This is a genomic window from Pseudomonas sp. B5(2017), assembly GCF_002112825.1.
In the GTDB taxonomy this organism is placed as follows: domain Bacteria; phylum Pseudomonadota; class Gammaproteobacteria; order Pseudomonadales; family Pseudomonadaceae; genus Aquipseudomonas; species Aquipseudomonas putida_Z.
The window spans coordinates 552,951-566,290 of sequence record NZ_NEIR01000001.1 but is presented as its reverse complement, the minus strand read 5'-3'; the positions used below and the strand labels follow the sequence as shown (position 1 = coordinate 566,290).

Below are 13,340 nucleotides of genomic sequence, written 5' to 3'. Positions count from 1 at the left end.
AGGAGAAAACATGGTTACTGACACCGCATTGATCACTGGCGCCTCGGGTGGCATCGGACTGGAACTGGCACGCCTCCATGCGGCCAAGCGTGGCGATGTCGTCCTGGTAGCGCGCTCGCGTGACAAGCTGGAGGCCATCAAGCAGGAACTTCAGACTCGATACGGCGTGAAAGTGTATGTAATCGTGGAAGACCTGGCCGATCCTGGCGCAGCAGATCGGGTATTCGCTGCCACCGAAGCATTGGGGTTGTCCATCGACGTTCTGATCAACAACGCCGGGTTCGGTGGCCACGGGAAGTTCGTCGAACGCGACATCGCTGCCGATCTAGCCATGATGCAAGTGAACATGGCCGCGCTTACCGCTCTGACCCATCATTATCTGAAGGCGATGGTGTTGCGTCGACACGGGCGTATTCTCAACGTCTCGTCGACCGCCTCGTTCATACCAGGCCCCCTGCAGGCGGTTTACTACGCCACCAAGGCATTCGTGACATCCTTCACCCAGGCTATCGCCGAGGAAACCCGGGAATACGGTGTAACCGCCACTGCGCTGTGCCCGGGAGCAGTCGCAACAGGTTTCGTCGCCGCAGGTGATCTGCAGGGTGTGGATGCCTGGAACAATGCCAGGACGGCACAATCCGTGGCGCAATGCGGTTACCAGGCCATGGAGCGCGGTGAACTGGTTGCGTTCAATGAAGGCAAGTTGCGCGTCATGCTCGACTGGATTGTTCCGCTGTTGCCTCGCAAACTGGTGCTCAGGATGTCCCGCAAGGCAATGGAAAAGGCATCCTGAGAACGCCAGAGAAGCCCTACCCGTTCGCCTTGCTGACTTGCGTGCCAAGGCAATGCGCTGCAAAGAGATGCCTCGATAATGAAACAAGCCAAGAACTTCGCCGTGCATGCTGGGTGGAAGGTGATCATTGCTGATTTGGGAGTAGCGCCTGGGGACCTGCTGGCCTTGGCCGAGCTACCGGCTGATCTATTCAGCCGCAAGGACTCCGTGCTCTCGCCACCTGAGTATTTTCGACTTTTCGAAAGCCTTGAGCAGCTGGTCGGAGAGTCGCATCTACCACTGCGACTCGGTGGTGCCGTTTCAGTCGAAGCCTTCGATCCGGCTCTTTTTGCTTGCCTGTGCAGCCCGGACTTCAACGTAGCGCTCACCCGGCTTGCCGAGTACAAGCGTCTGTGTGGTCCCTTGGCACTGGATGTGGTCTTCCACGACGCTTATACCGAGGTTTTTATCGAGTGCTACGGATACGACCGTCCGCTCCCGCGCAGCCTCCTTGCGATGGAACTGGTTTTCCTTACCCACCTGGCGCGCCTCGCCACAAGGCAAACGATCACCCCGCTGGAGGCAGAGCTGGTTGCGCTGCCCGAACCAGCAAAACCGTGCGAAGAGTTCCTGGGATGTAGCTTGCGACAAGGCGACTGCAATCGTATTCGCTTCTCCAAAGAAGATGCTGCGCGCCCTTTCCTTACCGAGAACGTTGCCATGTGGCAATTCTTCGAGCCGGAACTCCGGACACGGCTTTCAAAGCTCGAAGCCGGCGCCACCACCCAAGAACGAGTACACAGCGCGCTGCTCGATATGCTGCCGAGCGGGCGGAGCAGCATCCATGATGTCTCCAGTCGTCTGGCGATGAGCAAGCGCTCACTCCAGCGTCATCTTGCAGACGAGGCGCTGAACTATCAGGAGATACTCAATGGCACGCGTCAGGGCCTGGCTTGCCATTACCTGTCTCGCTCAACCCTGTCCCCCGGGGAAATTGCGTTCCTGATCGGGTTCATGGATGCCAATTCTTTCCTGCGCGCCTTCAAAGCCTGGACAGGCATGACACCGGGCGAGTACCGGAGGCAGCACAGCCACCAAACGTGAGTGCTGAATGGCAGCTTTGGCGTCAGAAGCGCTCATCGCCGATCGCCGGCAAGATCAGCTCCCTTACGAACGAAGCCTCGGACAAGCGCAACAGCGCGTCGACCATGGTGACCACATCATGCACCGGTACCTGGCGCCGTTCGCCTCGTGCTGCGGCTTGCGCCAATGGCGTGTTCAGGGAGTCGTCGGTATTCAGGTAACCCAGGTGAAGCACGGTCACCGCCAAGTTGTCATCCCTGAAGCCTTCGCGTAGCGCATCAGCCATGCCGTTGAGGGCGAACTTGGAGGCACCGAACGCCACCTCCGGGCGCCCGCTCTGGCGAAGGGCCGAGGTCGAACCGGTAAGGATCAACTGCGGCCGGGGCGCACCCAGCAACTTCGGCACCAGCCGCTTGAGCAGAAGCAGCGTGGCGGTGATGTTCACCTCGACCAGCCTGGTGATCGATTCGTCGCTGTCGTCGAGGAATGCGTAGTGCTCGCTGAAGGCGTGTTCTTCCCAGATGCCGACGTTGCAGATCAGGACATCCAGATCGGCAGGTGTTCGATCCGCGATCTGTGCGACAGCTGCCGTTGGCTTGGCAAGGTCGGCATCGATCCAGTGCAGATCGATGCCCGAGGCAAGGGCCAGGTCGACCGGCTGTTTGCGGGATACGCCGATCAGCGTGTCCCCTGGCTTGCCGAGCCCTTCGAGCAAGGCACGGCCCAACCCCCTGCTGGCGCCTACGATCATCGTCTTCATCTGTTGCTCCTTCCTGGCATCCTGCAAGTATCCATCGACCGATCAACCCCACTGGACATTGAGTACGACGAACTGCAGCAGGATCCAGACCATCAGCAGCAGATGGGTCAGTTGCAACCCTTCCTGACGGATCCAGTAGCCGAACCATATCCCGCCCAGCAGCATGGCGAGCAGGAAGCCGAGCGCTGCGCTCAAGGCCAGATTCAACCAGGGCAGCGAAGCCTCCAGGCCGGCGCCAAGCACCAGCTCATAGCACCCGACCCAGGCCGTGAGGGCGGCGGCGGCCTGTATCAGCACGATGATCGACAAGGCCAGGCGATGGAGAGAGGGAGAGGTCATCGCTCGCCCCAGCAGTGGGAGGCTGATTGCGGGCGGTTGGGCCAGCGGCGCCATCGACATGGTCGCCCCGATCGCCCCGGCCGAACTGGCAAAGGCATGCAGGTTGTTGATCAGACTGATGCTCAGCCACAGGCTCAAGCCAATGCAGCAGGTGATCTGAAAAATCAGCAGTGAGGTCGGAGTGTCCATTCCTGGTCCTTTGTGAGTTCGTTTCCGGAAGTTGCGAGAGAGTCCGGACGACACTCTAGAACCTCCACTTAACTCGAGGTCAATACCGTTTTCCAGGAAGGCTTCCATGCTGGCGAACCAGGTTAAGCCAGGTTCTACTTCACGCGATTGGAGGGGTGGCCATCTCAATCGTTGCCCGTTACTTCGACAACCTCGACAAACCCCTCTGACCTGCAAGGCGGCTCGAATGCAGCCGCAACTGCCTCGATACTCTCCCGCGGCACTTGATGATCCGCGCGGCGTAACGCATTGCGTGCCAGTGCCTGCTCCACCGAGGCACGAACCCAGACCGCCGAGACCGGCACGCCAACGCGCGCGGCCAACGCCAGAATTGGTGCACGATGCACGCGCCGCGGCAGTGCTGCATCGAAATACAGGCAACCGTTATCATCCCCTGCCCCACGATGCTGCTCGATCCAGGTGGTTTTCCCCGCAGCTTGCATGCCCACGACCAACAGCAATCGCGCTTTCGGGCCACTGCGCGTTAGCGCAGCCTCCAGCGCCAGCAGGGTGAGCCGCCAAGCGTCGGCGTTGCGCGATTGGCTGAACACGCGCCCACCGAGCGTTTCAAGGTAATGGTCTGGATTGAACACTCGGGTATCGGCTGGAGGGGCAGACGACCAACGATAACCCGTCAGCGGCCGTGATTGCCCTGCCAGTTCAATGGACCGTACAGACGCCTCCCGGCCACCGCAGCGTCGGTAGAAGTACCGATTCGGGTTATCCGTCAGCACCCAGGCGAGCAAACCTTGCCGGCCCGGCGCTTGCAGCTGCATCGCCACGGCCAGCAGCAGCTGGCGCCCAACGCCCTGTCCTTGCCAATGCGGCAGCAGATAAAGACCATAGAGCTCGTTAGCCTCCCCGAACCCCGGGCTTCGGTTCGGCCCTCCCGAGCAGAAGCCGACGATCTCGCCCGCTACCTTGGCCACGTGGTAGATCACGCCACTGACAGCGAACAGGGCCTGATGCCGTTGTTGCTGAGCCTCGGTGGTCAATCCGGCCAGAAATGCATCCGGCAGGATGCCCTGAAACGTTGTCTGCCAGGCCTTCACCGTCACGGCCGCGATGCCTGCCAGGTCCTCAGGGGCTGCCGGGGCAATGAGCAAGTCCATGTGCGCTCTCCTTTGATTCGCCATTTGTTCGTGCCATTTGGCCTGAAGCACGCAGAGCGAAAAAGCCTCGTCAGGGTTCGAGCATCAAGCCAAAGCGGGTTATCGCAAGTGGCTCACTGTTCTCTTCAAAGACGCGCTGGCTTGCAGCCTGCGCAGTGAAACCATGCTTGAGGTAAAAGCGTTTGGCGCGCTCGTTGCCATCAAGTACCCATGCGCAGACCCGCTGATACCCATTGTTCCTTATCGCCTGCAGGGCCTCTGCCCACAGAGCCGTACCTATGCCATGCGCCCAGAAGGTCGGGGCCAAATAGATCGCCATCAGTTCGGCAGTGCCATCCACAGCGTCCTGATCGCGGCTAGGGCCGAAGGAAACCCAGCCAACCACCTGCCCATTCAATTCGGCTACGCGAATGGAAGGATTGCCAGACTCGATTGCCTGCCTCAGGAAACCCACACGGCGTTCCACACTGCTGTCCAGGGCGCTCAGGTAACGGCTCGACAACAGCCCTTCATAGGCGCTCTGCCAACTGCGGATGTGAAGGATGGCAATGGCAGCGGCATCAGCGCTGACGGGCTTGCGAACAAGGAGCTTGGGTAGCAGGCTGACGGGTTCCATGTGATCAGACCTCAAAAGTATTCAACACAGTTACTGCACCTGCCATGCCACCAGGCATGCAACGGTCAACTGCCGCTTTCAGCGGGTAGCCCTCAGGCTTGTCCTGTACAGCAGCAACGCAAACTGTCTGAACACTGTCCCCAGGCCGACAGCATTGGCACTGAGCGCTATCTGCCAAATATAGATAGTCCGCTCCACCTTCCTCATGCCTGGTAGAGCGAAACATGTAAATGACCACCGGGCTCGATACCGGCCCGGTGATTGCTCAGCACCTTACCAATTGTGCGTATAGCTGGCAGTCAACACAGTGCCGGGTGCCGGCAAGTGGCTGGTGTTGTTGTTATTGCGCAGCAATTGGCTGTAGAGCGGGTAGTAGTCGCGGTTGAACAGGTTCTGGATGCCGACGCTCACCTTGTCGTCAGTGGAGATCTGGTACTGGCTGACCAGGTCGACTGTCGTATAGCTGCTCACCTGATGTCGACCAAAGCTGTCCACGCCATCGAGCCTGTAGTCCTTGGCGTCGAAGAACGTGGCTTGCAAGCGGTTGCTCCAATCCAGGGTCGGCTTGTATTGCACGTAGGCGGTCAGCTTCAGCGGCGGAACGCGATAGCCGGTCATGTCTTGCCAGCCTTTGCCGTCCGGTTTTTCTCGCCCGCGCATCCAGGTCGCACTCCCCCCTGCGCCCCACACCGCATCGTCCGATAGCCAATCGGCACTGGCTTCAGCGCCGTAGATGCGCTCCTTGGTGCGGGTCAGAATCAGGCCATTATTGAAACTTTGCACATCCCCCAGTTTGGAGGTGGTGTAGAACAGCGCCAAGGTGCCGAGGGTGTTGCTACCCAGCTCTCCTCGCCAGCCAAGCTCATAGTTGTTGGTCTTGACCGGCTCCAGGTTCGATGCGTCGATGTCGAAACCACGGCGCGCATTGCGCAACTGAATGCCCACATCGGGCAATTGAAAGCCCTGGCTGAAAGAGGCGTAGATTTCCTGGCCAAGTACCGGTGAGTAGACGATGCCCAGGTTCGACAGAACCGCATCGTAATGAATGTCGCCACCCTTCACCGCCACCGGGGAGGCAGCCGTGGATTCAGACAACGGAACGAAGTCATCGAACTCGGCGGTGGAGTATTCGTAGCGCAGGCCGCCGTCGATAGACCAATGCTCGTCGAAGCGATGCTGCAGCTGGGCGAACGCTCCGGCGCTTCGCGTCCTCAGCGGGGGCATGTAGGTGAGCTTGCCGGTCTTGTCGAAAACCAAACCGCCACTGGCGTCATAAGCCGCCGGGTCGAAGACGTCGAGCGGCATGTCGCTGCGCTCCTGGTTATAGTCGCCACCCCACACCAGCTCGGTACTGCCGCTGTCGCCAAGTGGCGTGCGCAGGGTCAGGCGGCTGCCGAAGACTTCACTGTTCTGCATGATCTGGTCGATGTTGCCGCCACGGGTGGCAACGGCCCGGGCGTCGAACGGGGTGAAGCGGGTGAAGTAGTCACGGTAGTACATCTGGGCAGAAAGCCGGCTTCCGAGAATGTCGAGATTCTCGTACTCCAGGTTCACCAGGGTGTTGCGAATGCGGTTCTGCTCGTCGAGGTCCAGGCCCTTGATGGCATTGGCCGGCACAGAGCCTGCGGGGAGTTTCGCGACGCTTGGGTCTGTAGCGTAGTCTGTGTCCTGGCGGGCGTCGTAGTGGCTGACTGCAAGCTGGATTCGCTGGTTCTCGTCGATGTGCAGCCCCAGCTTGCCGCCAATGTTGTAGATGTTCGAATCGAACAGGTCGCCTTGACTGGGCTCCGGGGCGATCCGGTCGCCATGCGCATCGTACGAGGCACCAATGTGGCGGGTACCGAAGTCGAACGAGTAGTCCACCGCACCCTGAGAGCCTGCGAAATACTGCTGGAACTGCCCCCCCAGGCCATCGCTGCCCAGGCGGGTGAGCGGCGAGGTGGCGCTCAGGCTGGTTTCGGCACGATTTTCGCCACCTGCAGGCCGTGTGGTGATGGAGATGATGCCCCCCGTGGCGCCGCTGCCGTAGATGGCGCTGCTGCCACGGATGACTTCGACCCGTTCGATCAGTGCCGGGTCGATGTTGGCCAGGTTGCGCGAAGAGTCGCGGTTGGTATTGAGCGGCACCCCGTCGACCATGACCAGCATGCTGCGCCCGCGCAGGGTCTGGCCATACTCGGTGACGGTGCGGCTGGAGTCGGACATGCCAGGAATCGCCTTGGCGAGTACCGTGGCCAGGCTTTCTGAACCCTGGCGCAGCTCCTGCAGTTGTTCATGCTCCAGAACGGTGGATTGCCGCGTTGCGGAAACCAGGCTGCTGCTGGTGCGCGAGGCGGTGATTTCCATCTGCGCCATTTCCACGGGCACGCTGTGGGGTGCGGGGCTGGATGCAGGGGTACCCTGCGCGACGATGACGAACGTGCGCTCATCCTTGGCCTGTACCTGCAAGCCACTGTCCTTGAGCAGCGTTTGAAGTGCTTCCTCAGGTGTGAACCGCCCTTTCACCGCAGGCGCGTTTCTGCCTGCACCGAGATCGCTGGCAAAGATGATCTGCACCGAAGACTGCTGTGCTAGCGCGTTGATGGCCTCGCCCAGCGGCGCGGCGGGGAGATCGACGTTCACCTTTTCCCGGCCCTGGGCCGACATTGCGATGAGCAGGCTACTGGCGAGCAATGACAGGCGTAGTTGGCGACTGCGGAGGGGAAAATGCACTTCTCGAGTTCCTTTTTATGGTTGGGCTTTTCCAGTAGCCGCCATGGGGATCGAGAAACCCTACCTGCGCCTGAGAATTATTTTCTTGTCGATTTGGGTTGAATCCGGACGCTGCCATCCCCTTCTCGCAGCACGGCGACGGGCAGGATGCTTGGCAGCAGATCCAGTAGCAGGTCGACATTGTGCGCCTCGAACACCCCTGTCACCTTGAGTGCGGCCAGGCTTGGGTCGCTCAGCTCGATGGGGGCCTTGCGATAGAGGCGCAGCAACGACACCGCTTCATCCAGCGGCGTCTGCTCGAACACGATGCGATCATCTTTCCATGCCATCGCCCTGGAGGCGTCAGCCTTCGCAACCGGCATCAGTTGCCCGCCAATCGAGTCGACCTGTTGCCCTGGCCTGAGGGTGACAGGCGCTTGTGCTGCAGCCGCCGCGGTGACGTCCACGCGCCCACGGGCCAAGGACACACGCACCGCGTCGTTATCCAGGCGGCGAACATTGAACAGCGTACCGAGCACCTCGACTTTCGCCAGGCCAGCGGATACCACGAAGGGGCGGTACACGGCCGAGGACACATCGAAAAGCGCCTGCCCTGCGCGCAGGTCGACTTCGCGGCTGAGCAGACGCCAACTGATATCGACATGCGTGCCACTGTCGAGCAGCAGCTTGCTTCCATCGCCCAGCAGCACAGCGCGCCGCTCACCAATGGCGGTAGCGAAACGCTCGCTCTTGTAGGCAGGGTTCAGCCACGCCAGGGCTGCAAAGGCGATCGCAAGCGCCAGCGTGATACCTGCCGACTTCACCGCTTTCGAGGGCGCAGGCCTGGACGGCGGCATGGGGAACAGCTGCTTGAGCTCTTCACGATGTCGCCCCAGGGCCTCGTCCAGCGGCGCCTGTTCGGGCTGCTTGGTCACGGATGCACCTCATCGCGCCCAAGCCGTTGCCTGCACGCAGCCAACCCCAGGCGCAGGTGCTTTTCCACTGTCTTGATGGAGATACCGAGGCGAGCGGCTACTTCTGCCTGGGGGATTTCGTGAATCTTGTGCATGACGAAAACAGCCTGACAGCGAGGTGGGAGGTCTGTGATAGCGTCGACGAGCAGTTGAAACTCGCGCTCGCTGTCATACCTGGTCATCGGGGTGGCTGCCGGGCAGGCCACCTCAGGCAGCTCGGAGATAGCCTCTACCCAGGCGCCTCGGCGGCGATCGCTACGATAGCGACTCACGGCGGTGTCGTGGGAGATTTTTCGTAGCAAGGCCAGTGGGGTTCGGACGTCGTCTTTCTCACCGCGCTCAAGCAACTGCACGCACACGTCATGCACTACATCGCGCGCCATGCTTCTGTCGCCGAAGCGTCGGCGAATGTGGTCCACCAGATAGTCATAGTGACGTACCAATGTAGACAGCAGCGTCGGTTTGGCGGGTTCGAACGACACGATGCATCCTGAATAAGAGGGAGGCCCCGAAACAAGACACAAGTGTAAATGAGAAATAATTGCGAATAAACAAGCTACGGCGTCGAGCCACGCTAAATCGCAGGCAGGTGAGGAATGGTCAGCCCGTTGGCAATGGCACTGGCTTCAAGCTTTGCACGCTCCGCGTCCAGAAGGACATAGGCGGCTTGCAGCGTGGTGATCTTCGCTTGAATGTCGGCCATCTTGCTGGCTACCAACATCGCGCCTTGCGCGCAATCGATCGTATTACCTCGCTTGGCCGCAAGGATGTCGCCGATCTCGGCGAGCGAGAAACCGCCGCTCTGGGCGCTTTGAATAAACGCCAGATCAACAACGGTCTGGTCGCTGTAGCTGCGGTAGTTGTTGGCTTGGCGGTGGGCCACGATAAGCCCGAGTTGCTCGTAATAACGCAATGTATGGCGGCCGACGCCACTCCGGCGCTCCAACTCTCCAACATTCACAGTAAAAATTCCTTGACTGTAGAGTACGCTCTACACCTTAGCCTGCGCCAATCATCCAGACAAGGATTCAGATATGAGCGTGGAATGCTTCGTTACCGGCGGCAGTGGGTTTGTCGGCCAACACCTACTGGCCCGTCTTACTGCGACAGGGCACAAGACCTGGGTGCTCATGCGCAACCCTGAAAATATCGAACACCTCAAAGCGCAAGTAGGCCAACTGGGAGGTAACCCTGCATATATAAATGCAGTTGAAGGAGACATCAGCAGGGATGGACTTGGACTCAGCGAAACAGGCAGGCAATGCGTAGCTTCAGTCGCTGTGGTCTTCCACCTCGCGGCGCAGTTTACCTGGGGCCTGACAATGGAGCAGGCCCGCGCAGTCAATGTACAAGGTGCGCTGAGAGTCGCCAGGCTCGCGGCGAGCCAGCGTATCCGCTTGCTGATGGTGGGCGGCTATATGCTGCAGAACCTTACCCATCTTTCAAGTATCGGGGTTGATCACGAGCGCCCTCAAAACACCAATTGGCCCGCAGTCTACGGTCGTGTGGGTGGCTACGAAGGCAGCAAGCTGGAGTCCCATTTTGCAGTCATCCGCTACATGCAGGAGGCAGGCGCGGATTACACGATCGTTCATCCTGCTACGGTGTGTGGCCATAGCGAGAGCGGGCATATCCCTCAAGGGCAACCTCTGGCCGACCTCATTCGAAACCTGGCACTGGGCCGGTTCAAGGCTGTCCCTGGTTCCGCCAGACACTGGTTGCCACTGGTCAGCGTCGATTACCTGGTAAAGATGATGACCTGCGTGGCGTTCGACCCGTCGATGGCCAACCGGCAGGTCCTGGCGCTGTATGAGCACACCCCGAACCTGCAGGGTATGCTCGAGCAATTGGCACAAACGCTGGATATAAAGCCCCCCCGCCGCCATGTACCCATAGGGTTGCTGAAGTGGCTATTGGCGATTCCCGGCCTGGCCACCCGATTCTCGATCAGCACCGAGTCATTGAACTTCATCCAGACTCAGCGCTTCGACATGAGTGACAGCCAGCAACTGGAACGAAAGTATCAGTTGGCACATCCCGACATGGCGCGAACGTTGGAAAAGACCGTGCGCTACGTCCAGGGTTACTTGCCCTCTCGTCATGTTCACACTTCTGCAAAACCTGGCGGAAGATAACAAACGGGTTCTGACAGAGCGCGTAATTCTGTCGAACACTCCAGCAACTTCGGTGTTATATTATTGCGCATGAACCGGATGGTTACTTCCTGACCGTCTGGTTAGTTAAAGCGTGTCGACGCTCAACTTGGTCTTTAGGGAAAAAGGCGTGTGAATTGACGTGAAGCGTGACATCCACCTCGTTGTGCTACTGCTATCGGTCATCGGTTGCTCTCTCGCATCGTTAACGCTGTGGAAGGTCATGGCTTCTCGCGAGCGCGCCCTGGAAGACGTCAATGTCCATGGCCTGAACCTGACCCAGGCACTGTCCACCTATTCGGAAGGTATCGTCCGGCAGAGCTCGATGCTGCTGCTCGGCCTGGTCGAGCGCCTGGAAACCGAGGGCGCCGGGCCTGCGCAGATCGAACGTCTGGATCAACTGGTAAAGCGCCAGCAACCATTGATGCCGCCGATGAGCGGCATCATGATCTACGCCAGGGACGGACGCTGGCTGATGTCATCCAACCAGCCGACACCCGTCGGTGCCAACAGCAGCGATCGAGCCTTTTTCATCCACCACCGTGACGACCCATCCCGCGACCCCTTCATCGGCCTGCCAATCCGTAGCCGCGTCAACCAGGAATGGGTGATCACCATCAGCCGGCGGTTCAACGATGACCACGGCGAGTTCGCCGGCGTTGTCGCCATGACGCTTGGCGTGGAGAACTTCCTGCAGCTTTTCGGCAAACTGGATGTCGGCCATGACGGTGCCATCGGGCTGGCCTACACCGACGGTTCCATGCTGGTGCGCTACCCATTTCGGGAACAGGACATGGGGCGCAACTTTTCGAAGTCGCCCATCTTTACCAAGTATCTCGTTGACCAGCCAGCGGGCACCGCATCGTTCACCTCCAGCCTGGACGGCGTGGAGCGCCTCTATGCGTTTCGCAAGAGCGACAAGCTACCCCTGGTGACAACGGTCGCGCTGGGCAAGCAGGAAGCACTCTCGGCCTGGCGGCTCGAGGCGCTGCTGTCGTCACTGGTGGTCGCTGCGCTGCTGGTACTGATCGGGGCCATTGGCTGGCTGCTGATTCGCGCCATGAGCCGGCGCAGTGCGGTCGAAAGCGAGCTTCGACTGACCCAGCAGCAGTTGCTGGAGAGCAATCAACAACTCGAAAGCCTGGCGATGCACGATGCGCTCACGGGGCTTGCCAACCGGCGCTGCTTTGACGAGGCGCTGACCCAGGAAATCCGCACCGCCCATCGAAACGGCACCACGCTGGCTTTGCTGATGATCGACATCGATCATTTCAAACGCTACAACGACACCTATGGGCATCCGGCTGGCGACGCCTGCCTGCAGCAGATGGCTGCCCTGCTCTCTTCCTGCATCCGCCGCCCTCGCGACCTGCTGGCACGCTACGGGGGTGAGGAACTTGCCGTGATCCTGCCCGATACCGACAACGACGGAGCGGTCGTCGTCGCCAGGCTGATGCTCGAGCGCCTGGCCTTGCAACCTATCCCTCACGAAGGCAGCCCTTTCGGGCATGTGACCGCCAGTATCGGCATCGCCTGCGCCGATGGAGCGGCCCTCGAAAGCCCGCCATCGCTGATTGAACGCGCCGACCGGGCGCTCTACATCGCCAAGCAGGCGGGCCGCAATCGCCTGCATGTCGACCGGGCGAAGGCATAAAGCCAATAACAAGGAATGTACAAATGCAATCTCATTTCGGCAAAGGCGTACTCTTTGCACTCTGCGCCGCTGCATTGAATGCAACGATCGGCGTACTCAGCAAAGTGTTGATGAACAGTGGATTCAGCTCCAGCAGCATCGCCCTGATAAAAACAGTCCTCGGCTGCCTGTTGCTGTCAGCATTGCTCCTGTTTCTAAAGCGGCCCCTGCATACGGCCAAGTGGTTCCATGCTGCCGTTTGCGCATTTCTCGGCATTTTTGTGTTGTTCCACTTTGAAACCTCGGCCTATAGCCATTACGCCGCGGCAGGCGTCGTGGTGATCCTGATGGCAAGCGCGTCCATATCTTCGATAATACTGGGGCGAATAGTTCTCAAGGACCCGATCACCGCCAACGCGACGGTAGGCGCCGGTTTGACCATAGCTGGCATTGCCGTGATTTTTGGCGCCGACCTGGAACAAGGCTTTACACTGCAAGGTGCAGTGCTCGCTTCGATCGGAGGCTGCGGTTATGGCGCATTTTCGGTTGCCATGAAGCGCATGGGCGTTTCCGGGGGGCTGCATTTCACCCGGCAACTATTGTTTTTCGGCAGCCTCTACCTGCTGATGCCGGCTGCAACCGATGGGTTCAACATTGGCGAGCTGTCGCTGGTGGCGGTCATGGCACTGCTGGCGCTGGCCGCGTTGCCGACCATCCTCGGCTTCTTCTGTACCACCAAGGCCATCGAATACCTGAAACCCTCGCAAGTCCAGGCGCTGGAGCTGACCGAGCCGCTGTTTGCCGCACTGCTGGCGTTCGTGGTGCTCAATGAAGTACCGCGGGACACGTTGTACCTGGGGGCCGGGCTGATTCTCTTCGGCCTGTGCTTCTCCAATGAGCTGATCCGACTGGGCAAGAAAGCGCCACAGCCGTCCAAAGCATGAAACGCGTGCGAGCAAGCACCTCGAGGCATGCATGC

13 protein-coding genes are annotated in these 13,340 nt (G+C 59.9%); 5 read left to right on the top strand and 8 right to left on the bottom strand.

Annotated features, from left to right (window positions below; translation table 11 throughout):
• Nucleotides 1-10 precede the first annotated feature (10 nt).
• Both CAG00_RS02630 and CAG00_RS02625 read left to right on the top strand, forming a co-directional pair.
• Nucleotides 11-793, top strand: coding sequence for an SDR family oxidoreductase (locus CAG00_RS02630; protein WP_085663418.1), 783 nt, complete (start codon nt 11-13; stop codon nt 791-793).
• A gap of 78 nt (nt 794-871) precedes the next feature.
• On the top strand, nt 872-1,876 hold the full coding sequence (locus CAG00_RS02625) for an AraC family transcriptional regulator (RefSeq protein ID WP_085663417.1): 1,005 nt from the start codon (nt 872-874) through the stop codon (nt 1,874-1,876).
• Nucleotides 1,877-1,898: 22 nt separating this feature from the next.
• Here the strand turns inward: CAG00_RS02625 and CAG00_RS02620 are convergent, their stop codons facing one another.
• The 8 genes from CAG00_RS02620 to CAG00_RS02585 all read right to left on the bottom strand — a co-directional run bounded on the left by CAG00_RS02620 (nt 1,899) and on the right by CAG00_RS02585 (nt 9,536).
• Entirely contained in the window at nt 1,899-2,615 is a 717-nt protein-coding gene (locus CAG00_RS02620) for an SDR family oxidoreductase (RefSeq protein WP_085663416.1), read from the bottom strand.
• 42 nt (nt 2,616-2,657) lie between these two features.
• Nucleotides 2,658-3,143, bottom strand: coding sequence for a DUF2165 domain-containing protein (locus tag CAG00_RS02615; protein WP_085663415.1), 486 nt, complete (start codon nt 3,141-3,143; stop codon nt 2,658-2,660).
• Nucleotides 3,144-3,307: 164 nt separating this feature from the next.
• Entirely contained in the window at nt 3,308-4,294 is a 987-nt protein-coding gene (locus CAG00_RS28775; protein ID WP_218191630.1) for a GNAT family N-acetyltransferase, read from the bottom strand.
• A gap of 70 nt (nt 4,295-4,364) precedes the next feature.
• The gene (locus tag CAG00_RS02605) at nt 4,365-4,910 is read right to left on the bottom strand and encodes a GNAT family N-acetyltransferase (RefSeq protein ID WP_085663413.1); all 546 of its coding nucleotides are present in this window, start codon (nt 4,908-4,910) and stop codon (nt 4,365-4,367) included.
• A 273-nt stretch (nt 4,911-5,183) separates the two neighbouring features.
• The gene (locus CAG00_RS02600; RefSeq protein WP_085663412.1) at nt 5,184-7,622 is read right to left on the bottom strand and encodes a TonB-dependent receptor; all 2,439 of its coding nucleotides are present in this window, start codon (nt 7,620-7,622) and stop codon (nt 5,184-5,186) included.
• 77 nt (nt 7,623-7,699) lie between these two features.
• Complete coding sequence (locus CAG00_RS02595; RefSeq protein WP_085663411.1) at nt 7,700-8,536, bottom strand: FecR family protein; 837 nt, start codon at nt 8,534-8,536, stop codon at nt 7,700-7,702.
• The gene (locus tag CAG00_RS02590) at nt 8,533-9,057 is read right to left on the bottom strand and encodes an RNA polymerase sigma factor (RefSeq protein ID WP_085663410.1); all 525 of its coding nucleotides are present in this window, start codon (nt 9,055-9,057) and stop codon (nt 8,533-8,535) included. The genes CAG00_RS02595 and CAG00_RS02590 overlap by 4 nt, the downstream gene beginning before the upstream one ends.
• Nucleotides 9,058-9,149: 92 nt before the next feature.
• Nucleotides 9,150-9,536, bottom strand: a complete 387-nt coding sequence (locus CAG00_RS02585) for a MerR family transcriptional regulator (protein ID WP_050706059.1) — start codon at nt 9,534-9,536, stop codon at nt 9,150-9,152.
• A gap of 73 nt (nt 9,537-9,609) precedes the next feature.
• Between CAG00_RS02585 and CAG00_RS02580 the strand changes: the two genes are divergently transcribed.
• The 3 genes from CAG00_RS02580 (at nt 9,610) to CAG00_RS02570 (ending at nt 13,305) form a co-directional block, all read left to right on the top strand.
• Nucleotides 9,610-10,710 (top strand): SDR family oxidoreductase, encoded by a 1,101-nt coding sequence (locus tag CAG00_RS02580; protein WP_085663409.1) that lies wholly within the window; start codon nt 9,610-9,612, stop codon nt 10,708-10,710.
• Between the two features lie 160 nt (nt 10,711-10,870).
• Nucleotides 10,871-12,382: a sensor domain-containing diguanylate cyclase gene (locus CAG00_RS02575; protein ID WP_176240847.1), complete on the top strand. Its 1,512-nt coding sequence runs from the start codon at nt 10,871-10,873 to the stop codon at nt 12,380-12,382.
• Between the two features lie 23 nt (nt 12,383-12,405).
• A complete protein-coding gene (locus tag CAG00_RS02570; protein ID WP_085663407.1) occupies nt 12,406-13,305 on the top strand; it encodes a DMT family transporter in 900 nt (299 codons plus the stop codon).
• The last annotated feature ends 35 nt before the right edge of the window (nt 13,306-13,340 follow it).

What these genes read in the sequence shown, in the direction of transcription:
- CAG00_RS02580 (WP_085663409.1), top strand. Translation starts at nt 9,610, where the DNA reads ATGAGCGTGGAATGCTTCGTTACCGGCGGCAGTGGGTTTGTCGGCCAA.
- CAG00_RS02620 (WP_085663416.1), bottom strand. Translation starts at nt 2,615, where the DNA reads ATGAAGACGATGATCGTAGGCGCCAGCAGGGGGTTGGGCCGTGCCTTG.
- CAG00_RS02605 (WP_085663413.1), bottom strand. Translation starts at nt 4,910, where the DNA reads ATGGAACCCGTCAGCCTGCTACCCAAGCTCCTTGTTCGCAAGCCCGTC.
- CAG00_RS02625 (WP_085663417.1), top strand. Translation starts at nt 872, where the DNA reads ATGAAACAAGCCAAGAACTTCGCCGTGCATGCTGGGTGGAAGGTGATC.
- CAG00_RS02630 (WP_085663418.1), top strand. Translation starts at nt 11, where the DNA reads ATGGTTACTGACACCGCATTGATCACTGGCGCCTCGGGTGGCATCGGA.
- CAG00_RS02615 (WP_085663415.1), bottom strand. Translation starts at nt 3,143, where the DNA reads ATGGACACTCCGACCTCACTGCTGATTTTTCAGATCACCTGCTGCATT.
- CAG00_RS28775 (WP_218191630.1), bottom strand. Translation starts at nt 4,294, where the DNA reads ATGGACTTGCTCATTGCCCCGGCAGCCCCTGAGGACCTGGCAGGCATC.
- CAG00_RS02570 (WP_085663407.1), top strand. Translation starts at nt 12,406, where the DNA reads ATGCAATCTCATTTCGGCAAAGGCGTACTCTTTGCACTCTGCGCCGCT.